Genomic DNA, 22,505 nt, shown 5'->3' on the forward strand with positions numbered 1-22,505 from the left:
AATGAGCAACGTCTCACAACAGTATCGGATCGGTGTCGTCGGAGACGCCGCGATCGGGAGCCTCCTCCGCTCCATCGATCCCGACTCCTTCTCGGTAGAGGTAGTATCCCTGTCGTCGTCTGCCGATACCGCCCGGCTTTCCGGCGTCGACGCCGTCGTCGTTCAGCAGGGCCTCCCGTCGGCGTCGTGGGGATCGGTTATCGACCGGCTCGCGGACGAAATATCGCCGCTTCCCGTCGTTGCGGTTACCACGGATACGGGCGGCGTTGAGACGGCGATCCGGGGCGGTGCGACGGCCCATGTTCCGCGGTCACTGATCTTGTCGAGCCCGAAGGTGGCGGCTGAGTGGCTGAAAACGATCGCTGATCGGGAACGGGCGGATGAGCGCAGAGAGACGGAGGACGACGCGACGACTCCGGAACTGACACAGGGAGAGTACCGCAGTCGTGACTACGAGCAGATATTCGACGGCGTGAACGACGCCATCGTCGTGTTCGACCCGAAAAACCGTGAGTTCGCAGACGTCAACGAATCCTATCACGAGCTACTCGGATACGACGACATCGAGACGATTCGCGAGCTTGGTATTGACGGGCTCAGCGTCTCGGCGGAGGGGTACACAGCAGACCGCGGCTGGGAGCTTATCAAGGAGGTCGCGGAAACCGATGAGTCGGTGACAGTCGAGTGGCGTGGCCGGACGCGAATCGGGGAGAAAGTATGGTTAGAAGCGACGTTAGCGCCGGCGATGATCGGCGGGAAACCCCGTGTGCTCTCCATTCAGCGGGACATTACGCAACGGAAACGACGGGAACGCGAGTACGAGCAGATATTCAACGGGGTGAACGACGCGATCGCCGTTCACGACCCGGAAACCGGAGAGCTGTGTAGAGTCAACGAGACGCTGTGTTCGATAACGGGGTACGACCGTGAGACGCTCTTAGAGCGGGGTGCGAAGGGGATCACGGTAGCGACTGAATCGTTTGACCCCAAGCGGATACCACGAATTATCGAGCGAGTAGCGGAGGGGGACGACGTTGAGCCGTACGAGCAAGCCATCGAGACGGCGGACGGCGAGCGTCGGTGGCTAGAGGTCAATCCGACCAGCGCGGTTATCGACGGCGAGGAACGGTTCCTCGCCATCTCACGAGATATCACCGAACGCCGTAGGCGGCAGCGCCGCCTCGAAACCGAGCGAGACAGGCGGTCTATTCTCTTCGAAAACACGCCCGATCCGATTATGACCGTCGAGTTCGTCGACGGAGAGCCGTATATCACCGAGGTCAACTCAGCGTTTGAGACCGATTTCGGCGTCAACGACGAAACGGCAGCAGACCGGCCGATAGCCGACGTTGTGGTCCCCGACTCTGAACGGGAAGGGTATGATGCGATCCGCCGACAGGTTATCGACGGCGAGCCGGTGGAAACGGAAGTCCGACGGGAATCGGCGGACGGGGTCCGGGACTTCCTGCTTCGGGTGTTGCCGTTCGAGGTGGACGGTCGACGACACGCGTACGTCTGGTACACCGACATCACCGAACGGAAGCGTCGGGAACGGACGATCGAGGAGGAACGCGAAAAATACTCGACGCTGGTCGAGCAGAGTACCGACGGCGTGGTCGTCGTCAGGGACGGCGAATACGTCTTCGTCAACGAGCAGTTCACGGCGATGACTGGCCGGGAGGAGTCGGCGCTGCTCGGGATGCCGTTCCAGCGTGTGTTCACCGAAGGGTATCGCGATCTCGTCAGGGAACGCTACCAGCGGCGGGTAGCGGGAGAATCTCCGCCAGACCAGTACGATCTCGAAGTCGAACGACCCGACGGGACACGGCTGACGTTGGAGACGTCTGTGTCGCGTATTCAGCATGAAGGTTCGCCGGCAACCCTAGCGACGATTCGGGACGTGACTGAGCGCCGCCAGCGCGAACGAGCCGTCGAGCAGCTCCAGACGGCCACCGAACGCCTTCAGGGCGCAGAGACGGCGGACGCGGTGTACGAGATCGCCGTCGAGACGGCGAGTGACGTGCTCGACCTACCGATGGCGGCGTGTTGGCGTCTCGACGATGATCGGCGGCGGCTGGAGTACGCCGCCGGAACGAAGCCCGTCGAAGAGATGCCGATCGGTCCGGACTCATTTACGCGCGGTGACCGTGAGTACGAGCTCTTCGAGCGCGGGGAGGCGACGACGTATGATCCGAGCCGCCATCGTGACCACAACCCATTGACAGCCGCGGTCCTCGGGCGGCTCGGCGGCCGGGGGCTGCTGGCGGCGGGCCACGGGCACCGAGACGAGTACGCGTCGTACTTCGTCGACATTATGCAGGTGCTGGCAGGCCACGTCACCGGTGCGCTCGAGCGTGTCGCGAACTCTCGGCAGCTTCGGGAGAACCAACGCCGACTCGAGGCCATCGTCGACCGTATCGACGAGACCATTTTCCTCGCGCCGGCCGCTGAACTGACGGAGCCGGAGCCGGCCCCGGACTTCGTCAGCTCCGGATACGACCAGATTTGGGGGCGATCGCTCGATGAGCTCCAAAAGACGCACGAGGAGGGGTTTTTCGGGACGATCCACCCCGACGACTACGACGACTACATGGCGTTCGTCGAGCGGGTGAGCGGTGCCGTCGAGCAGGGCGACGCGGACCAGCGGTACACGAGGGAGTTCCGCATCGAACGACCGGACGGGGAGCGGAGATGGGTCCGCTCGGACTTCTATCCGACCGAGTGGGAGGATGGGCCTCCGCGGGTCGTCATCGTAAGCCGTGACGTCACGCAACAGAAGGAACGCGAGCGGTCGTTGGAGTCGTTCCACGATGCGACCGCGGAACTGACGACGGCTGAGACCGTGACCGAGGCCGGTACCGTCGCGACCGAGGCCACGGCAACGGTGTTCGATATGCCGGCGACCGCCGTGTACCACTACGGATCGTCGGCCGGGGAACTCGATCCGATTGCGACGGGCCCGAAGGCGCCGCCGCCGAGCGAGTTGGACTCGGTGACGGCCGCCGATACCGCTGTCTGGGAGGTGTTCGTCGACGAGACCATCCGACGGGTGGAGGCGGAGGCGGCGTCGGTGCTTCATATCGACAGTGACGACACCGTATTGCTGGTCCCGCTCGGCGGGAACGGTATCCTCGCCGTGTGGAGGGCCGATGAGGCGTTTGACACGGAGGCTGCGAGCATCGTCGCCGCGACGCTCGAGGCCGCGCTGAATCGGCTTCACGGGGAACGCAAACTGGAGGATCGGCGTGAGGAGCTGGCGAAACAGACGGAGCGTGCCGAACACCTGGAATCTATCACGGAGGTAACGAGCCGCGTCGAAGCCGCGATCACGACTCGCTCCTCTCAAGAGGGTATCCAGGAGGCCGTCTGTGAGGAGCTGGTGGAGACGGGTCCGTTTACCGCCGCGTGGGTCGCGACGGCCGAGGTGGGAACTGACCGACTGACGCCCCGGGCCGTCGTCGGCACGACGCGTGAAGACGTCGAAAGAGCGCTTGGGGGAGACCGTGATCGTTCGGATCTCCATCCGGCGAGAGACGCGTGGCAACGGGGCGAGTCGCGCGTAGTGACTGATCCCGCAGCGGGGGGTCGTCGGAGCGACTGGCGGCGCGACCTCTTGCGGGCGGGAGCGGGCGCAGTCTGTGCGGTTCCGCTCGCGTACGACGGTATCACCTATGGCATTTTGACCGTTATTGCCGACGAGACCGACGCGTTCGGTGATCGGGACAGAGACATCCTCTCACAGCTGGGCACCTCGATCGGGTACGCGATCACGGCCATCGAACGACGCCGCGCGCTGGAGTCGGACGACACGCTGGAGCTGGAGTTCCAAGGGAGTGACATGGATCTCCCGTTCGCTCGGCTCGCCCGGGAGTTCGAGTGTCCGGTCCGGCTCGAACGGACGGTCCGGCGGCAAAACGAGTCGATCAGCGTCTATTACACGCTCGAGTCGGACTCGCCGTCGAAGGTCGCCGAGCGGGCCGACGAGTTACTCCCCGGGTCGGTCACCGTCGTGTCCCGTGGCGGCGGGCAGACCGTCCTCGAACGTCGCGGCTCGTCGTGGTTCGGGTCCCCTATTCCTGAGTACGGTGGAGTCCTTCGTCACAGTCGAGCGACGCCGGAAGTCGTCAAGCTGATCGTCGAACTCCCGCGAGAAGCGGACACTCGCACGATCGTCGACCGCATTACCGATTCGTTCCCGGCGTTGGAGCTCACCGCACAGCGCCAGAACCGCCAGACAGAGGCGACACCGGGAGGGATCAGAAGTCGGCTCGAAGACCGATTGAGCGAACGACAGTACGAGGCGCTCAAGACGGGTCACGCGATGGGGTATTTCAACAGGCCGCGCGACAGCAGCGGGGAGGCCGTGGCGGACGCGCTCGGAATCACGCAGCCGACGGTGAACAAACACATCCGACTCGGCGAGCGCAAGGTGTTCGACCTGCTGTTCGGCGACACCGAGTCGGGGTAAGTCGCCCGTGCGTTTGACCCGAGGCGGGAGGCGTATACGAGTAATGGGTGTGACTCGACTCGAGCGACGGTCAGTCGATATCGCGACCAGGGGAATCGATGTAGCCAGCGAATCCGTCCTCATTCACGTCGAACGTAACGGCAGTGATCACGAGCTGGAACTCCTTTCTGTGGTTGCCGCCCGAGGCTAACTGTAGCCGTTCATCGACGAGGCCGGCGTCGGCTAAGCGGTTGAGGCGTCGATATACGGTTGGACGGGACATGCCGCAGTCTTCGGCCAGTGCCCGCGCAGGCTTCGGCTCCCCCTCGAGGGACGTGAGAATGTCGCACGTGTACTCATCACCGAACAGTGCGAGTAGCTCTTCCGCCGAGACTTCGGGGTTGCGATTCGCGTCGGTTCCGAGGGTCTCTGATCGTTCGTCTGGGTCGGTCGTTAGGAGGTGCGCCGTCATTAGAGACGACAACGACGCCGCTCTACCCAAGCGTACTGGTAGTCCGAACTGATTGGGGCGGAGTAACAGGGCTATTCATATTACCCGCCTTCCTCTCATACACAGAAACAGCGGTTGCCGATTTAGGGAGACCACCGTCCATCGGTTGTTATATGCTGTCGTCCAGACGGTCTGTGTGTTGTATCGGTCCAAGCGATCGGACGCCCGGATCCCTGCGTGACCGGCAATGAACGCCGGTGAGGAACGGTCGACACGAGCACCGCCCGTCGTATCGCGGCAGTATGACAACGGCGTCTCGGGAACACACCGCGACCGGGAGAAGGAGATACTGATAGCCGACACCGGCTTTTCAGCGCTCGTGACGGCGGGACTGCTCGACCGAGCCGGGTTCGATCCGCTGCTCGCTCCGTCCCCGAGCGACCGATCACCGCCGCGTGTGACCGTCATTTGGGAGCCCGGGTTGCGTGTCCTCGACCAGCTGGGGCTGCGGCAGTCGGTGGAGCGGTGTGGCACGCCGGTGACGGAACTCGATCGGACAAGCAGCGAGAAGTCGTGGGAGGCGGACGGGTCGACCGAGATCGCATTGGTCGCAATTAAACGAGATCAACTGCGGGCCCTGTTAGAGCAAGCCGTCCGTGGCCGTGTTCGAGAGACCAACAGAGCCGTGACGGCACTCGAGTCGGCCGCATCGGGAGTCCAAGCGACGTTCGATCACGAAGGGACAGAGTCGTTCGACGTCGCAGTGACGGCGGACCAGTCTCTCAGCGCCGATCAAACGGCGGAACCCGACGGACGCGTCCACACGTGGGAATGTCACCAATTCGAAACGACGTCGAGAGCGACCGAATCGTGGGGTCCCTCGGCGGCAACATTCTCGACTCCAACTGGTGACAGCACCTCCCTGCGGTTCGTTACGACGGCAGAGACTCCCGCTCGCGCGGCCGTATCAGCCGACGCTATCGCCGATCGGTTTAGTCACCTCAATTCGCCGCCGGCTGACCTCAGACGTGTGCTCAAAAACGGCGGGTTCGAGTACCGCCGGGTACGGCTCGCGGCTCCGACGTCCGTATCGACCGGACAGATCGGGCTTATTGGGCCGGCCGCGCGAACAGCCCTCCCCGGAACGCATCTCGGTCCCAGCACGGATATCGAAACGTCATGGTCGCTCGCAGCGGCGATCACGGACGCGTCCGGAACGATGACGGAGGCGCTTTCGTCGTACGAACAGCGTCGCCGAAAGCTCTCGGCCCGGTTCCGAACCTGGCTTGACGACGTACAAGCACCCGATCTGTCACTGTCACCGGAGCTTCGGCTCCTGTTTTTCGCTCGACAGCTCGCGTTTAGTCACGTGACTGGAGCCGCTCATTCTTTTAAACATGGAATTGCTGCAGATCGTTGATAATGCATCACACATCTATCTGAATAGCCCCGTCTGGTGGTCGGTGGTAGTACACGTAGCCAGCAGGGATAGGGGAGAGAGCGATAATGAAGTGATACGATGGCAACGACTGCCGATTTGGCGACCGAATCATCACCGGACGGTGACAGTACGTCTGGGGATGGTTCCGAAGGGCCGCGGACGGCCGATTCGGCCCCGGTACTACTCGAGCTATTAGACAACGAACACACGCAGAATATACTGGAAGCACTCTGTCGGGGTCCCAAGCGTGGACGAGACCTGATAGACGCTTGCGAGGCGTCGCGGGCGACGGTCTACCGCCGGCTTGACCGCCTCGAAGCGGCCGGGCTTGTCGCGACCGAACTGTACGTCGACCCCGACGGACACCACTGTGAAACGTACCAAATACGGATGGACCGACTCCACGTGACAGTCGAATCGGGCACGGTGTCGGTCACGGTACGGTTAACGACCGAGGAACGACGGTGACCGCAGCAAACCATGATGAGACCAGACACCGTCTCCGGTCAAGAAGCGCTAGGTCGGTTTTATGCGAATGGTGTTCCTCACGACCATCCAAGCCAATGGACAATGGCGATCTGACACGAGACAATGAATAGTGCGTTACCACGACAGCCGCCGGTCGAACACGTACCGGAAGATCAAGTACGACTCTCTGTCACCGGAGACGAGTCCGCAGCTGTCTGGGAGCTGCTCTCCTCAACGACGGCGCGAGCGATCGTTGCCACGATTGAGGAAGAGCCCAAGCCGGCCTCGGAGATCGCCACGGCAGTCGGGACATCGCTTCAGAACACCTGCTATCATCTCGACCGCCTCGTCGATGGGGACCTCATCGAGCCCACCCAGACGTGGTACTCGAAAAAAGGGCGAGAAATGACCGTCTACGCGCTCCGAACTCGCGAACTCGTTATTCGATTCTGTGACTAGGAGGTTCTCGGTTTGCCCCGATCGATCAAAGTTCGATACGGCCATCGATCGCCAGTCCTGCCGTGAATCATAGATGTTCTACACTGAACTACCACTAGTTATTTAAAACCGAACTATATTCTTCATTCGGTCTGTTTATCTCGAATAATTTTAGATATTTTCTGAGTTGATGGGTTCTTCAGTGTTTAATATATTACATTTAGCGACAAACTGTTCCGGAGGAGAATATATTCAAAGAATAGAGATCAGCTTCAACGAGTGGTAACCGAACGGCTTCATCAACTCGGCTGGCATTGACATCGTCCTCCTCTTCAGGCGGAGGAATCCCGAGATGGGGATATTACGGAAAATCGAGGAGAAAGCCCCGTGCTTTAGCGCTGGGATGAATCCGACAAACCCTCAACAACCGACATTATCAAGTAGCCCGGCGTCGTGCCGTGCAGCAAGCCAATCGCGTAAACTCTCAATCGGAAGACACGGGGTTGCTTCCCGCTGATACGGACGGTTCCACGCCCACCACCGGCAAACCCGGTGGGGAGTACGTGGTTAGGGTTCGTCCGCCGTCCTCACAGTAACCCTACCCGTCACTGGGGACGGTCGGCAACGACCGCGCACACGAGGGGGCGACAGCACATCAAAACACGCCCCGTTCGCGGTTGCACTCCGCCTTCGTCGGCGGAGTACGGTCGATGGCACGACCCGTGTCCGTCCACGTTCCAACCGTGGGTGGTTGCCAGGTATTCGGACGCTTCGGTCAAGCGGTATCGGGTACGGCACAAGCGGATACCGCGTCCCTCTCGGACGTTGAATACACCATACCCTCGTTTCGAGGGCCGACGTGTAGCGCACGAACTCGGTACCCTCCAGCGGGAGGGGAAGTTGCCTTCGGGGGCTGACGGAACGGCCCGACGCCCCACGAAGGAATGCTCGCGCTTCAGCGCGGGGAGGATGTCAAGGTTTGCAGTCTACCACCTCAGCCTGCGGTTGGAATCCGTAGGTGAGATCATACAGGTAGACACCGGGCTGTGCCAACCAGCCGGTACTCCTATCCACACCCAAACTAGGTGCCGTAACTAAATGCGTTCGCGAACGTGACTCAGTCTTAACCAACACGCTTGCGGATGAAAGAATTTTGTTGGTTAAATATGATTGCAAGGGATTTCGGATTGACACACTTTGTCTCGATTGTATGGAGCCCGTGATCGAAGAGACACCCCTCTATCGATGTGTTCACGTTCTGTCGTGGGAGCCATGAGATAGGCGGGAAGAGGCGATCCGTCAGTGCCGCATTCACCGCTTGGTCGCAGGCATCGGTGCGATCCCAACGAACGCGACTGTCTACTCGTCGAACGTCGAGACACACACCCCTCTATCGATGTGTTCGATGTATTCACGGGGTGGGGGATAAACCTAAATCTTGCGTCGAGGAACTGCCACTTGACGGCGCCACGAAGTCGTATGAGCGGGATAGCCTCTATTAACAGTTCTCTATCCGTAGCTGAAATCGTCTTCTTCTCTTCTTCTTCTTTTACTACTAACACGATACACACACACCCCTCTATCGATGTGTTCGATGTGTTGCGCCCTTTGTGTTCTGTGGTTTATCAGACAACGTTTTCTATCCTACCATTCTATCGTCCAAACCCGTTCAAGAGGATGTTAGGCGTGTGGTTTCTACCGATCACCGGTGGATTGACCTGACGTAACGCAGATATCCCTCTGGACTCTTGTGCAAAACACATCGATAGAGGGGTGTGTGTCTTCGACCGTGTACTCACGAACACATCGTCACCGGCTACCGCCAGTTAACCCATTATCATGATTATCAAGCGGTTAATCCGGCATCACGGGTTTCACACGGCTAATCACACTTCGATAGAGGTGGGGGAACCTTTTTGATAGAGGCGGGTATCAATTGGCATATGGGTACTGACGACTCCGATGATCCCGCAGATACCCGGGGACCGTCGGAGGACGAGTTGACGGCTCAAGCTGAGCTGTCGAATGCGTCGCAGTCTGATCCTTCGCGACAGTCTTCATCCTCTCACGTCACAAATGGTAACTCACAATCTGAAGACGAGGCTGACTCCGAGGAGTCATCACAGTCTATCGAGGACATGCTCCTCGAGTTCGACGATCAGGACGGGCTGATTCGGGACCGAGCGCTACTCGATCCGAATTACGTTGTCGAAGAGGACCGCATCGTGGGTCGTGACGAGCAACTCCAAGAAGTCACCAAGATGCTTCGCGTTGCGCTCGGTGACAACCGCCCCCCCAATCTATTTCTCTACGGACCGTCCGGGACAGGCAAATCCCTCATTACAAAAGCTGTTTGCCATAATATCAGCCGTATCTGTGAAAGCCGCGACATCCGGTTTGGCACTATTGAAGTGAACTGCCAGGATTTGGATACGCTTGGTATCGCCGTGTATGAACTCGTTCAGCAGGCTGCCGATGCGGCAGGTGTCCCTATCGAGGTGCCTAAACACGGCGTGGCGACGAAAGAGAAGTGGGATGAGCTCTATCGGATCGTCAACGAGCACTTCGACTCTGTTGTGTTTGTCCTCGATGAACTGGATATGCTCGTCGGACGGCGAGACAAACAGGAGCCCGCGTTTTCACGACTGCTGTATCAGCTCTCCCGAGCTGGGGCAAACGATGAGTTGAACGCATACATTTCGGTCGTTGCGATCTCAAACGACACGAAGATGATGGAGTCTGTTGGGAGTCGCGCTGTCAGTTCGTTAACTCCTGAAGACGTCCATTTCGACGATTACGACGCGAACCAACTCCAAGCAATTCTTCGACGCCGTCAGGACGCGTTCCATGACGACGTTGTCGACGACGACGTGATCCCACTCGCAGCGGCATTCGCAGCACAGACGCATGGTGACGCCAGAAAGGCGATCGATCTCATGCGGGTCGCCGGCGAATTAGCTGAACGTGAAGGCGACACCCGCGTGCGCGAAAAGCACGTCCGTACCGCACAAGAAAAGGTCGAAAAGAATCGGGTGTTGGAGGTCGTTCGCGGCATTAGCACACAGAAGAAGCTCTGTCTGTACGCCACTGCGGCGGTTGCTTCCCACACTGACGGCGGGACCGCTAGGAGTACAACTGGCTATCGTGTGTATCAGTATCTGACCGACGCTATTGACGCCGATCAGTACCACCAGGAAACGTATGTGAATAAGATGAAAGAGCTCACGACGTATTCGCTGGTCGACTTCGAGCGGCGGAGTCACGGCCCTAGCTCCGGGATGTTTCTCGAGTTCCAGTTTGGAGAACGGCCAGAGACGATTCTTGAAACCCTTCGAGAGGACTCGCGTATTGAAGCGATTTCTGAGGATGAGGTCACCTCTGTCGTCAAAGCGCAGATCCGTAACCAGACGTAGTAGAGATTCCAGCCATATTGTAGTTAGCTGTCCGCTCCGCGCTCTTTTAGAGGGCCGTCTCTGTGTATCTGGCCGCCTCCCCCCTAATGAGTAGTTTCCATTAGTTTCCGCACACCCCTCTATCGATGTGTTCGATGTGTTTGCTACCAAGCCACGTTCTTTATCATTTCAGTTGACATTTCCCTACAATGCTACCTTTCCATTTGGTCTCGTATACACCCCTCTATCGATGTGTATTGGCTGTCTGTTATCGGGCCACAATTCTTATTTGAGTCACCTATCTGAGGCCAATTATTGCGTTTCTATTAGTCCCCGTATACACCCCTCTATCGATATGTAATTCGCTGTTAAACCCGCCAAAACGAATATATTCGGGAAAATAAATATTAGGCGGTAATCCGGCCCATCCAGTCTTGCTGAGTTAAGCGAACGACATCAAACCGCTAGATCAGAATACCGGTCAACGTGTTCATGAGAAGTAGTTCTTGTGGACACCCCTCTATCGATGTGTTCAGGAAATCGCATTCGGATACACCCTCCTATCGATGTGTAACGCAGAATCGGTGCCCCTCAAATATATCTACGTATCTGTGATCAAAACTAGCTGCTCCCCCCTCCGTCATCGAAGTGTAAATTCAGGGTCGACCGTCTTCCCGGCATTGATGTGAATATTGGTTCAGTCTCCGGCTTTTCTGATGTCATCGTTCGAATTTCATTTCCCATGGGCTGTTTTCACTCGACTTGTTACTCAGCTCATCTCTCACACGGTGTCCCCCGCTAAGGCTGTGCTATCCTACGGATTGTAGGTCTCTTCCAAAATACAAAATCAGCTTAGTAGCACTCTGTCGTCGGAATACGGCATATTTACACTTTGTACACGGTGTGTGTGGTGAGAATCTATCAGCGGATACACTCGTGATCAGGGGTGTGGTCTGTCTCAAATAGAAAAAGATGCTTCAACTGTGGAACTCTGTTCGACTGTTCGTGCGTGAACTACCCCACCCTACCGCTCGCCTGACGGCTCGCGCTTGAGGGTGGGGCTTCCTGTTTCTACGACGCGCTTTGCAGACACAGATGTATCTACAGGGAGCGCAGTCTCCACAGGCGCTGATTCGGAGTATCCCACTCCTACGTCTTCGAGGCCGCGAGAAAGAATGTTCCACGCCGCGTTCGCGTCTCTATCCGCCTCGAACCCACACGCCGGACAGGACTGTTCGCGCACCCACAGCGGCTTCTCTGTCGAAACGCCGCAGGACGCACACTCTTTTGTCGTCCCTCTTGGGTTGACGGCCACGAAGTGCGTGCCTTCGCGTTCGCACTTGTATTCGAGCAACGAGAGGAATGTCCCCCACGCCGCACCTGCCCGGTTCCGCGAGTTGCCCGGTAGTTCGACCAATCCCTTCGTGTCCAAGTTCTCGACCGCTACAAAGTCGTACTCGGTGGCGCAGTAGTTCGAGAGCTTGTGGAGGAAGTCTCGCCGCTTGTGCTTCAGGTCGGCGTGTCGTTCGGCCACAACTCGACGCTGTTTCTCCCAATTCGCAGACCCGTGCTGTTTCCGTGAGAGGTCACGCTGTGCGCGTTCCAACCGCTCGCGTTCGTCAGACAGGTCAAGCGATTTGACGACGGTCCCGTCGGTGTCGTGGGCGTACTTGAGAATCCCCACGTCGATACCGACGCACCGATCGGGAGTCTCCGGTTTCGCAGGTGGGTCGTCCGGGGTTTCGACGCCGAGGATAGCGTACCACTTGCCGGTCGGTTCCTGTTTGACCGTGACGGTCTTGATTTCGGCGTCGTCGGGGAGGTCGCGGTGGAAAGTGAGTGGGATTTCTCCGAGTTTCGAGAGCCACAGTCGGGTCCGACCGCCCGTGTTCTTGAGCTTGAAGCCGGATTGACTGTAGGTGAAACTGCGGTACTCGCCCGGCGCTTTCCACTTGAGCGTCCCGACGCGGTAGCCGTTCTCTTTGCGTCCGCGTAGCGTCGAGAGGTTGTCGTACAGCCGTTGAACGACTTTTTGAAGAACTTTCGAGTGGACTTGTTTCAGGTCGTTCCACCACTTTTTGAGACTCGGCAGGAGTTTCTGTTCGGAGTATGCCGACATGTCGTCTGCTCGGTTGAGTCGGTGAAGGAAGTGGTTGTAGACCTGCCTACAGGTATCGACAGTCCACGCTAGCTGCTCTTCAATCACGTCGGACGGTCGGAGCCGATACCTGTAGTTGTAGTTCATCGAGTGGTGTTACTCGTCGGGTTCGGTGGTCCGGACAACTTTCACGTCCGCACCACGCCAACCCTTTGGGACGAGGACGTGAGCGCTGTTACCAGTAGCTTTAGCCGTCCCGTCTATGACTTCGTGACCTTCGATTTCGTGTCTATCCATCACCTGTGTTTACACCATATTTCAACATGCAGATGACGGTGGGCCTGTGGGCCGAGCATCGAACGTGTTTACTACTCGTGCGGCGCTGTATCCGCTCCCTACTCGCTCGCTCCGCTCGCTCGTTGAGGAAGGGGCCTTAGCGCCTCAATTCAGGTAAAACGGCTCTATCGACTATTAACGGCTTAATCTAATCTAAAATTTTTTCTCGTCCCACTGTTTTCACTCTGGATGAGGGGTGTGTGGTCATCACTTTTCCAAGTGCACCAAAATCAAATCGCACACGGGGTATGGGAACTCTATAATCGGACGTATTGGCCTCTCATTCGTCCGGATTGACTGGCTCTTTATATTTGGACGTGACTTTGTCCCCCTCTCTCCACTGCCAGTAGTAGTAGCGGTTGTCGTTGATCTCCTTGATCGTGATCGTGGCCTTCGACGGGACGTCGTCCGGAAGATCGTCCGGCCGCTCGTCGATCTCGTCGGCATCCGACTCCTCCTCAAGGCGGGCTTCGCGAGCTTTGTGGTCTGCCAGCTCCTGGGCGTAGCGTGCGACGTGCTGGAGTTGGTCCGGCGAGTAGCCGTTGAGTGTGTTGACGATATCTGTCGGGAGTTCCGCCGGTGGCGTCGGTGGCTCGTAAGACATCAGCGGTCGCCTCGTGTTAACCAACAGAGCGCGTATTGGCATAGATTTGTTGGTTAATCATCCCGTCACGGGCTAAAGAGTACGAATAGCAAACTATTCGGGAATAGAACGGGCCGTTAGACGTCGTCGGGGCGGGGCGCGTTGTCGTACTTGACCATTTTCTCGGGTTTGTCAGAGATGGTGTCGTAGATCTGCTCGAGCGTCTACTCCGCTGCGAGCAGGTTGTGCTCCTCCAAGAACTCCAGACCCTCTTCCGTGAGTTGATAAAACTTCCAGGGGTGACCTCGCGCTGATAGATTTTGAATGTAGGATTCTTAATCATTTAGTTCCGGACGTACAACGGTATTCGCACTCGTAGGCCCATTCTTGATGGAAAAAGATGTCTACGCTCTTAATCGCCGAATTTCGCAACCTTCCCGCGATCGGTTTCGAAGTCGACGACCGTTTGACGCGTTTTGCCGATGAACACCCTCAGTTCGGCGAGTGGTTTCGATGGTATCGAATCCATTTCTGCAAAGCCAAACCAAGGAGAGACCGCAACAATAAGTTCCATTCCTCGTTCCCACCAGATACTCCTGAGATGGCGTTCTCAGGCGTTGGACGGCCGCTTATCCGTCGATCTGATTTAGAGCTTCGGTTGCAGCGTCACCGAGTTCGCCGGCTTCGATGTGTGAGCAGCGCTCTCGTACCATCTCTTCGGAGTTATCGAGATACCGGGCCGCCACCGTGTACCCGAACGCACGGACGAGGACCTCACCCATCCCGCGTCGACCACCGTGCGGAGCGAGATAGTCGTGTTTCGGATGGTCGATGTCAATTTCTGCAGATTCCGAGAGCCGCTGGAGAATCGACCTAGCGCCGTCAGTCGTGATCGACGGCGGCTGAATATTCTCATCAAGCGCCAGCAGCAGGTCGCGAGTATATTCTTCACGGTGTTCAGTAATTGCTTCTGGGCGTTCCCCTCGTTCGGCTAGCTCTTCCCGAACGAGCTCCGCAAGCGTCCGTTGGTCGAACGTCGGAAACACTGGCCACCGGTCCGTCGGCCGGTCCATCAGCTGGCGGTAGCTCCGCAGCGGCGAGAGCACCGGGTCGGGGAGACTCGCGGCGTCCCATTGCTGTTTTTTCCGATAGACGTCCATACTCCCGTCGTCAAGTGAGAGGTCCTCCCAGCGGACGCCGTGCCGGCGCGGGTCATTGGGGTCCCGGAGGAGTTCGCCGACGCGGACGGCGGTGTACGCGAGGACGAACACCAGAGCCCGGTCACGAGCCGTCTTTAGTGCCGCGTAGCGCGCTCGCTGCTTGTTGAGGCGGTCAGTACCCTGTGGGAGTGTCGTGTACGCCTCGACGGCGGCGCGGGCCCGTTCGTCGACGTGGCGGGTGAGGGCGTGGCGCTGTTCCGACGTCCAGGCCTGCTGGTCGCCGGGCTTGCGGCCGTCGTCCTCCGAGCGGGCGACCGAACTCAGCGACGAGGGCCGGTCGGCGACGCGGCGCGCCGTCGAAGAACTCCACGCCGTCGAGGATCGCTCTCGGTCCGCAACGGAGGCCGTCGGCCAGCTCGAAGACGGGATGGAGCGCATCGGCGTCACCACGGCGTGAGGCGAACAGCGACACGCTCGGCCGGGTCGGGATCCCCGTCCGGCGTCGCAGCCGAGAGCGTGAGGACCCAGTCGTCACCGGGCTCACCGTCGGTCGCTGGCCCGAGGGCGACCGTCCCCGCGAGGTCGTCGTCGACGTAGTACCACTCTGCGTCCCGATCGACGTGGTAGTGTCCGTCAGGTCGCGGCTCCTCGGGATCGATGTCGTCACCCCTCGTGTTTCTCCGTAGAGTCAGGCGTTCGCCTTCGGGCCCTGTCCGGACTTAGTCGTGAGCGGGAGGTCCGCGTTGATCTCGTCGTACCACACAACTGGGCGCTTTGCTCGGCCATTTTCTTCGAGTTCGACGAGGCCGTAGTCGGCCAGCTCGTTCACGTTCTCGAGGACCTCTGGCGGGTTCCGGTCAACGAGGCGTGCGAGCTCGCGGATGCTCTCCGGCTCGTGTTCGACGATCGCCTCCAAGAGCTCGAGGTTGGTCGAGCGGAAAACGCGACCGAACGTTTCGAGGTTCTCGATCGACAGCGTCGGCTCACTGGGGTCAACGTCCTCGCCAGCGTCGATCGCTTCGAGACGCTCTTCGAGGTCACTACGGTCGGCGGACTTGATCTGAACGTGGAGTGTCTGGGTCATGGGTGGTGGGGCGTGAGATGGTCGGTTGTGATTGGTCGCGGGTCTGTACGTCAGTCACCGTAGTTGAACGGGCTACCAGTCGTCGCGCTTCTCTTCTGGGAGCGCCGCCCGCCAGGCGCGGAAGATCTCCGCAAGGCCGGGGTAGTCGATCTCGAAGGTCTCACCGCCGAGGTGGAGTTCGTGGACGCCGTGGTGGTTGTCGAACCGGATGATCGGATCATCTGCACCGGCTTCGCCGTAGTGGTAGGCGTACTTGATCCCGTCCTCGAACCGGTCTGAGGTCGGGACCGAAAGCACGCGTATCCGCGCAACGGTGCCGTCGGCGTAGGCTTCAATCTCGTCTTCAAGTACGGTGACATCATCGCTCATCCACACACGTGTCGATGCACTCTGTTCCGATAAGTGTTAGGGTGAAACCTAACAAGAGCAAAGAAACAGATAGCATCCATGACGGCAACATCGAGCGATCGCTCTGTCAGCTGTGAGGCTATACTCAGATGTGGCTAATGCGGTACTACTCGTCATCGGAGTCGTCATCGACGAGACCTAGGAAACTGTCCGTTGCCTGTCTGAGCTACTGCCCGGCTGATACCCTTCTCGAACAGATTCTCGATTCCATCTTTGGACACTCCATTGAAAAACAGTAGAGTCCGGCAATTGAAGCGACACGAGTTAATCTTAACCATAATATTAATCTAAAATACTCTTTCTACGATGTCTAGTGATGCTAAGTGGAGCTCACGCGAGAAGAGCGTGAAATACTAGAGTCGAACAGTCCTCGAACGCAGCGGTTCGATCACCCGTCGTGGTCAATATACCCGGCTTCCCATTCAGTCCGAGCTTCGATCTCTCTAGTGCCCCGGCGAGTAGTGCTGTACTCGTTGGTCCGTCGGTCCCGCTGACTTTTTTCGATGAGTCCCTTCTCAACGAGCGTGTCGAGGTTGGGATAGAGCCGACCATGATGGATTTCCTTTTCGTAGTAGTCCTCGAGCTCGTCTTTGATCGCGAGCCCGTGGGGGTCGTCAAGTCCGGCAACTACGTACAGCAGATCGCGCTGAAAGTCAGTGAGATCGTACATGTCGCAATTTACTCATTCGAGTTTTGAAATACTACTGATCTGGTCCTGTATGGAACTAAGAGATACATCACTCTTCCCGTGGGTCACCAACCGGTATTTCACCATATTCTGGACATGAGGCCCATCCCTGTCCGAATGCCCACCCATCCCTTGGTCCGGGCTCCATTCGTGTTCATCCCCACAATGTGGACAGTCTACCAGTGGAGGGTCAATCTCCAGTGCCTCTTGCTGGATGAAATGATTTCCTTGGTAAGAATCACAGTGCTGACAGACGTTCCCCCAGACTTTCTTGCCGAGAGTGTTGCCTCCTATTCGCCCCCTCCTTGGCTACTTGTCGGCACTACAGAGTGTGCTATTCAAGTGCCGGACAGTTCGTCACAGCGATGACGAGAACGTGGCCAGTCCGGCTCTGACGAGTTTTGCCTCGCCTTTCTGGAGATGGTTGCTTGCCGTGTTTGGCGCACAGCCTAACTCTTCGGCGATGTCGGCGTGGGTAGCTTCGCGCGGCGTATCGTAGTATCCCAACTCAACGGCGACTCGGAGCGCCTCCTGTTGTCGGTCGCTCAGCGTCGTTGCCGGGTTCACGTCGGCACTTGGGAACTGCTGAATTGCGTCAATCTGGACGGAAACACTCTCTGGGAGGCTATCAACCGTCGACTGCAGTGTCGCCGGGTCCCCGACAATATGACCGTGTATACGGCCATCACGGTAGACGAGTGGTCGTCGAACAACCATTCCAGTCCGGTCGATCGCGGTTGCGGATCCTCCGAATATCGGGAGCTCCGCGTCACGTAGTTCGATGAGTGCGTACGATACCCGAGCCTCGGCGGCCGAGAGTTCGACCGATTCGACACCAGTCGTCTCCCGTGCTAATTCAGCGAACCGGCTTCCATCGCCGGCGATCGCATATATATGGGTCGAGAGTTCCGAGTCGCCGCGGTTCCAGTCGATAGCCCGTGCTTCGTCGTGAGCCTCTGCATCCAACAGGTACCGCAGGAACGGGGGTGCACGGTCGAGATCTGGACAGACCGTGATCCGGATGTGTTTCATAGCTGTTGACGATGTTCTGTATGACACGCCGTCACGGCTAAAATTCACTCCCTCCACTGAGCGCCTCTGTAGATATGACCCCTCTATTCACCCCATGGGGCCATCTGCTGCTGTCCATCTCCAACATAAACCCCTAGAGTATCATCCACAGAACCGCTACTGGAGATGCCTCCCATGCGTTAGATGTGATGGCGATGAACCAAACCACGAACGACATGCGAGGGCGCACCGCTCTGGCGAGTACCATCGCGGTAACCCACCTGTCTGAAGTGACCCAATCATGAGAGCCGTTCGCTACCACGACTACGGCAGTGCAGACGTGCTCCAGGTCGATGAGGTCGACCGGCCGACGCCCGACCACGACGAAGTCTTGGTCGAAATGCGGGCGGCCAGTGTCAATCGCGTCGACGTGATGTTCCGTTCCGGTCAGTACGGCGAGCTTCCGCTCCCGTCGATTCCCGGCGGTGACGGTGCAGGGGTCGTTGCGGCGGTCGGCGAGGATGTCGAGGCGTTCGAACCCGGTGACCGAGTCTTCGCATCCGGCATGGATCGTGCCGAGGGCGGCACCTTCGCCGAGTACGCCGCAATCCCGGCGGAGAAACTGGCGCGTCTGCCAGAAGATGTGTCGTGGACGGCCGGTGGTGCCATCGGTAACGTCGGTGCTACTGCCTGGATGGCACTGGAGAACCTCGCCGGCATCCAGGCCGGTGATCGGGTCCTTATCCATGGCGGCTCCGGCGGTGTCGGCCACGCCGCAGTCCAGATTGCTGCACACAGCGGGGCCGAGGTTATCACGACGGCTGGATCGGAGGAGGCTCGGGCCCGGCTTCAGGAACTCGGCGCGACTGTGGCGTTCGATTACGAGAGTGACTCGCTCGCTGAAGACATTCTCGCTGCGACCGACGGTGCCGGTGTCGACACGGTCCTCGACCATCGGCTCGAGGAGTATCTCGACCTCGATCTATCGGTCGTCACCGATGGCGGGACGGTCATCAGCACGATGGGCCACATCCCTGAGACGAACGGGCGGCCACTCTACAACAAAGAAGTGACCATCCAGCCGCTCAAGATGGATAACCATCCGACCCGACGACCGGTGCTGGAACGGCTCGCCCGCTTGATGAGACAGGACGTCCTGGCGCCTGTCGTCGCCGACACGTACGCGTTCGAGGATACGGCTCGGGCCCACCACGAGATACTTGCCGGCGGGTACGTGGGGAAGCTCGTCGTAACCCCGTGACCAGCGAATAATAATAAAATACCGTTGGTTGTATGATTAGTTGTGGTTCCGCCACTCAGTAGATTACAGGATCGAGCAACCCATGGATTCCCTCGTGCTTCACAACGGAACAATCGTTACCGTCGATGGAGACAACCGTATCATCAAAAACGGGACCGTTCGAGTCGGCAGCGACGGTTGGATTACGGCGATATTGCCAAAGGGGGTCCCTCGGAGTTCGAAGAGGGGTGACCGTCCCGTAACGACCGTTCCCAAGAGACCGGACAGTATGATTCCGAGGAGCCCAGAGGGCGAGTCCGGCGAGGATGCGTAGCGGCATCCGGAGTCGGCCTTCGGTGGCGTTCCAGACGAACCCTCGGGGATGTGCCGTCTTCAGAATCCGACGCACGTTCATGACGACTCACACCGTTTCGATGGGACCACATTCCTCACGCCGTCCCGATTGGTTAGCCGGAGTTCGAACACTAACGAGGGACACTCCGCCAAGTTCGACCACCGCGTGACCTGCTTCCAGGTGGGGCGGTCTTCCCTGTCGTCTTCAACCGCGACCTGATAGGTGTCGTCGGGATACCCTACACTGGTGAACGTCCGCCCGATGCCCGGTTCGATGTCCTCGCCGGCGAGCGATTCGACGACGTCACCGGCCTGGTTCGTGACGGTCACTGCGACTGTGTGCGTGACCTCCTCCTCGTTGGTAACGATCACCGTGAGGTCGCCGATGCCGTCCTCCGAGCCGACGCAGCCAGCCAGCGCCACGAGTGACCCGGCAGCCGTGGTTCCCGCCACGGCGCCGAGGAAGCTGCGGCGATTCATGGCCTCGTCCTGCTCCCAGCGGGCCGTGTGGCTGTATTGGCCAGCATTCCATCGTCAACGACCCTGAGGTTGCGATCAGTCCAGAGGAGCCACGTCCCGAGAATGGCGACCCCGAGGACGACGACGATGTTGACGGGAACGAACACCGCCATCGCCTCGGCGGTAAGGAACGCCGGAAAGGAATTCTGGAGGAAGTGCCATCCGACCAGCGGCCACAGCGTCCCCAGTCTGAACGCGATTGCCGCGAGCCCGATCCCCGAGACGGCGCTCAACACGCCGACGAGCAGCACTTCACTCAGTGGTACGCCCACCGCGAGCAGCGAGAGGTGGGAGACGCCGAAGAGGAAACTGGCCGCGAGGGCGGCGAGAATCCGGCCTCGCGACTCGAAACTCCGGAGGACGACACCCCGGTACAGGAGCTCCTCTGAGACGGCCGCGCCGAGAGCGAACCCGACGACGACAAGTACAACGACACCGGCCGTCGAGAGGGACTGTCCATCAAGGATCGTGAACTCCGGGACCGCGAAGGGCGCCGGCGTGAGCGCAAGGGTTACTCCCAGCGGGACGAGCAACAGGGCGGCCAACACGAGGAGATACCGGCGACCCCCGAACGCTATCGGTGTAGTCAGCCGGACCTTCTGCCACCAGCCCAGCCAGGCGACCAGGCCGACGACGAGTGCGACGAACAGCCAGTTGACGACGACCCGGATACCGATGACGGAGAGTCCGGGTGCGAGCGTCTCGACCAGGGGTCTGGCGAGTACGCCGAACACCAGCATCGCCGAAAGAATACCGACGTACAACTGTACCGGGCGCGATTGGAAATATCTCAGTTGCATCCCCTAATCACGCTCCGAGAGCAGCGACCAGTGCCAGGCTGACGCCGATCGCGTTGATCAGGCTGTGGATCGCGATGACCACGACGAGGTTCTGGGTGCGCTCGTAGATCGCACCGAGGATGACCGACCCGACGGCGATGCTCAGAAGGGCGAAGAAGACGCCCAGCGAGAGGAGATCCGAGCCGCCGATCCAGTAGCTCGGAACGTGTCCCAGCGTGAAGCCGACGGAAACGATGGCGATGGCCGGTACTGGTCCCATCTGTTCGCGGAGGCGGCCCTGGACGATACCCCGGAAGAAGTACTCCTCGATGGGGCCGACGATGAACAGTACGCCTAAGAGCGCAAATCCGTACACCAGAACCGGTCGTTCGGCGGCAGCAGCGGTGATGAAGTTCGTTGGCGGTATCGCATTGACCAATTGCATCCCGATCTCGATCAGGATTGCGGCGACAAGCGAAATGACGATACCCGCGACAATCCAGCCGCTCTCGCGCACCGTCGGGAGCCATCGCGGCACGTGGACGGTAACCGGTCGGATACGGTGGTACGCGACGCCAATCAGGCCGATGGCTATAGTTGCGAGGAGGCCACCGCCGATGTACGTAAACGCAAGGTCGCCACCGTACCCGAACTGTGCCTGCACGAGCTTGAAGCCCTCGACGATGGCCAGCGGCGGGATCGCGGCGGCAAATAGTAGCCCGAGTGCGACGAGAATCGCCCGTCGCGGGCTATCGGCAGTTCGGGGCTGTATATCCGGCTGGTTGTGATTTGAAGTTGACATGATGAACACCGCAACGAAGCGCGATGCTTCCGTTATTGCTCGAACCTATATACGGGAGGACGACTCCTGAAGACGTAGGCCGTATCCATCCGCCTTTTAAATACACCTTCTTGATCCGGTCGGAATCGAGCCCGCGCGGGTACTGTGCTGTTCTGGTTGCTGCGGGGAATCCGGTAAGCTGGGTACTACCAGCTCGGCAACCCAGCGATTGAGTATATGACGGTCGAGGCGGAACCGTTTTTGAAAATGGCAGCGAGGTCACTATTGACATCCTCTTCCGCGTGAACGCGGAGGAATCCCGAGCGTTGGGAATTTCAGGTTCGCAACCATGAGTCCGGTTTCTTCTTCGGGAACTCGTTTAACCCATCACGAAACGGTGGCTGACTGGCGGTGCCAAACCGCCGGTACTCCTATCCTCTATGTCGTTGATTTCCACCGGTTGTTTTTGCCAGCAGGGAATGGCTGACACGTCAGTGGACTTGGAGTTACCTTTGGGCTTGCTCGACCAACAGGCACAGACGAACGCTTCTGGCATTCGCGTTCACCGTGTTGGTGTTTCGGATATTGTCTCATTAGCGGCGGCGAGGCCACCTCCGAAGGCCGTTCGGAATCGCTTCGTTCCGACCTGGCCGTACTCTTTGATACGAATAGACTCCACTTGAAACTGCGGACTTTGGAAACTCGGGAATGCCACCGAACAATGGTTCGTGGAGAGTTCTGTCGGATTCATCCTGCGGCTGAAGCCGCAGGTATTCTCCTCGAATCTCTATAAGCTTGTTCACCAACTTGTCGGCTGCGTCGGGGTC

18 protein-coding genes and 2 pseudogenes are annotated in these 22,505 nt (G+C 58.9%); 6 read left to right on the forward strand and 14 right to left on the reverse strand.

What is annotated here, in order from left to right:
- The first annotated feature begins 1 nt into the window (after position 1).
- Positions 2-4,468 (forward strand): PAS domain S-box protein, encoded by a 4,467-nt coding sequence (locus DJ82_RS07400; RefSeq protein WP_094581463.1) that lies wholly within the window; start codon positions 2-4, stop codon positions 4,466-4,468.
- Between the two features lie 70 nt (positions 4,469-4,538).
- On the opposite strand, the gene DJ82_RS07405 is transcribed toward DJ82_RS07400, so the two are convergent.
- Positions 4,539-4,919: a winged helix-turn-helix domain-containing protein gene (locus tag DJ82_RS07405; protein ID WP_094524448.1), complete on the reverse strand. Its 381-nt coding sequence runs from the start codon at positions 4,917-4,919 to the stop codon at positions 4,539-4,541.
- A 226-nt stretch (positions 4,920-5,145) separates the two neighbouring features.
- Between DJ82_RS07405 and DJ82_RS07410 the strand changes: the two genes are divergently transcribed.
- From DJ82_RS07410 to DJ82_RS07420, 3 genes are all read left to right on the forward strand, one after another.
- A complete protein-coding gene (locus DJ82_RS07410) occupies positions 5,146-6,318 on the forward strand; it encodes an NAD(P)/FAD-dependent oxidoreductase (RefSeq protein WP_094581464.1) in 1,173 nt (390 codons plus the stop codon).
- A gap of 99 nt (positions 6,319-6,417) precedes the next feature.
- Positions 6,418-6,807: a winged helix-turn-helix domain-containing protein gene (locus DJ82_RS07415; protein WP_094524450.1), complete on the forward strand. Its 390-nt coding sequence runs from the start codon at positions 6,418-6,420 to the stop codon at positions 6,805-6,807.
- 123 nt (positions 6,808-6,930) lie between these two features.
- Positions 6,931-7,266: a winged helix-turn-helix domain-containing protein gene (locus DJ82_RS07420; protein ID WP_094524451.1), complete on the forward strand. Its 336-nt coding sequence runs from the start codon at positions 6,931-6,933 to the stop codon at positions 7,264-7,266.
- Between the two features lie 951 nt (positions 7,267-8,217).
- Here DJ82_RS07420 and DJ82_RS15710 read toward each other — a convergent pair.
- Positions 8,218-8,337 (reverse strand): annotated as a pseudogene (locus tag DJ82_RS15710) (RNA-guided endonuclease TnpB family protein); the annotation flags it as partial.
- Positions 8,338-9,188: 851 nt separating this feature from the next.
- Between DJ82_RS15710 and DJ82_RS07430 the strand changes: the two are divergent.
- Positions 9,189-10,658, forward strand: coding sequence for an orc1/cdc6 family replication initiation protein (locus DJ82_RS07430; protein WP_170938201.1), 1,470 nt, complete (start codon positions 9,189-9,191; stop codon positions 10,656-10,658).
- Between the two features lie 1,003 nt (positions 10,659-11,661).
- On the opposite strand, the gene DJ82_RS07435 is transcribed toward DJ82_RS07430, so the two are convergent.
- The 9 genes and pseudogenes from DJ82_RS07435 to DJ82_RS14970 all read right to left on the reverse strand — a co-directional run bounded on the left by DJ82_RS07435 (position 11,662) and on the right by DJ82_RS14970 (position 18,026).
- A complete protein-coding gene (locus DJ82_RS07435) occupies positions 11,662-12,882 on the reverse strand; it encodes an RNA-guided endonuclease TnpB family protein (protein ID WP_094581465.1) in 1,221 nt (406 codons plus the stop codon).
- Positions 12,883-12,891: 9 nt separating this feature from the next.
- Complete coding sequence (locus tag DJ82_RS14535; protein WP_141212017.1) at positions 12,892-13,032, reverse strand: DUF2080 family transposase-associated protein; 141 nt, start codon at positions 13,030-13,032, stop codon at positions 12,892-12,894.
- Positions 13,033-13,351: 319 nt separating this feature from the next.
- Positions 13,352-13,675, reverse strand: coding sequence for a hypothetical protein (locus DJ82_RS07440; RefSeq protein ID WP_094581466.1), 324 nt, complete (start codon positions 13,673-13,675; stop codon positions 13,352-13,354).
- A gap of 116 nt (positions 13,676-13,791) precedes the next feature.
- Positions 13,792-13,962 (reverse strand): annotated as a pseudogene (locus DJ82_RS15275) (PadR family transcriptional regulator); the annotation flags it as partial.
- A gap of 321 nt (positions 13,963-14,283) precedes the next feature.
- The gene (locus DJ82_RS07450) at positions 14,284-15,252 is read right to left on the reverse strand and encodes a site-specific integrase (protein WP_241881458.1); all 969 of its coding nucleotides are present in this window, start codon (positions 15,250-15,252) and stop codon (positions 14,284-14,286) included.
- A 250-nt stretch (positions 15,253-15,502) separates the two neighbouring features.
- Complete coding sequence (locus DJ82_RS07460) at positions 15,503-15,898, reverse strand: hypothetical protein (protein ID WP_094524454.1); 396 nt, start codon at positions 15,896-15,898, stop codon at positions 15,503-15,505.
- Positions 15,899-15,970: 72 nt separating this feature from the next.
- Positions 15,971-16,267, reverse strand: a complete 297-nt coding sequence (locus tag DJ82_RS07465; protein ID WP_094524455.1) for a DUF6516 family protein — start codon at positions 16,265-16,267, stop codon at positions 15,971-15,973.
- A gap of 427 nt (positions 16,268-16,694) precedes the next feature.
- Positions 16,695-16,976, reverse strand: a complete 282-nt coding sequence (locus DJ82_RS07470) for a helix-turn-helix transcriptional regulator (protein WP_094581467.1) — start codon at positions 16,974-16,976, stop codon at positions 16,695-16,697.
- A gap of 375 nt (positions 16,977-17,351) precedes the next feature.
- Complete coding sequence (locus DJ82_RS14970; RefSeq protein WP_198948036.1) at positions 17,352-18,026, reverse strand: helix-turn-helix domain-containing protein; 675 nt, start codon at positions 18,024-18,026, stop codon at positions 17,352-17,354.
- 280 nt (positions 18,027-18,306) lie between these two features.
- Between DJ82_RS14970 and DJ82_RS07485 the strand changes: the two genes are divergently transcribed.
- The gene (locus DJ82_RS07485) at positions 18,307-19,266 is read left to right on the forward strand and encodes an NADPH:quinone reductase (protein ID WP_094524456.1); all 960 of its coding nucleotides are present in this window, start codon (positions 18,307-18,309) and stop codon (positions 19,264-19,266) included.
- 390 nt (positions 19,267-19,656) lie between these two features.
- Here DJ82_RS07485 and DJ82_RS07490 read toward each other — a convergent pair whose 3' ends face one another.
- The 3 genes from DJ82_RS07490 to DJ82_RS07500 all read right to left on the reverse strand — a co-directional run bounded on the left by DJ82_RS07490 (position 19,657) and on the right by DJ82_RS07500 (position 21,699).
- A complete protein-coding gene (locus DJ82_RS07490) occupies positions 19,657-20,079 on the reverse strand; it encodes a twin-arginine translocation signal domain-containing protein (protein WP_094524457.1) in 423 nt (140 codons plus the stop codon).
- Complete coding sequence (locus DJ82_RS07495) at positions 20,076-20,852, reverse strand: CPBP family intramembrane glutamic endopeptidase (RefSeq protein ID WP_158217291.1); 777 nt, start codon at positions 20,850-20,852, stop codon at positions 20,076-20,078. The genes DJ82_RS07490 and DJ82_RS07495 overlap by 4 nt, the downstream gene beginning before the upstream one ends.
- A gap of 73 nt (positions 20,853-20,925) precedes the next feature.
- Positions 20,926-21,699 carry a CPBP family intramembrane glutamic endopeptidase gene (locus tag DJ82_RS07500; protein WP_141212018.1) on the reverse strand — a complete coding sequence of 258 codons (774 nt, stop codon included), beginning with the start codon at positions 21,697-21,699 and terminating at the stop codon, positions 20,926-20,928.
- Positions 21,700-22,505 lie beyond the last annotated feature (806 nt).

Source organism: Halorubrum sp. Ib24 (assembly GCF_002252745.1).
Lineage (GTDB): Archaea > Halobacteriota > Halobacteria > Halobacteriales > Haloferacaceae > Halorubrum.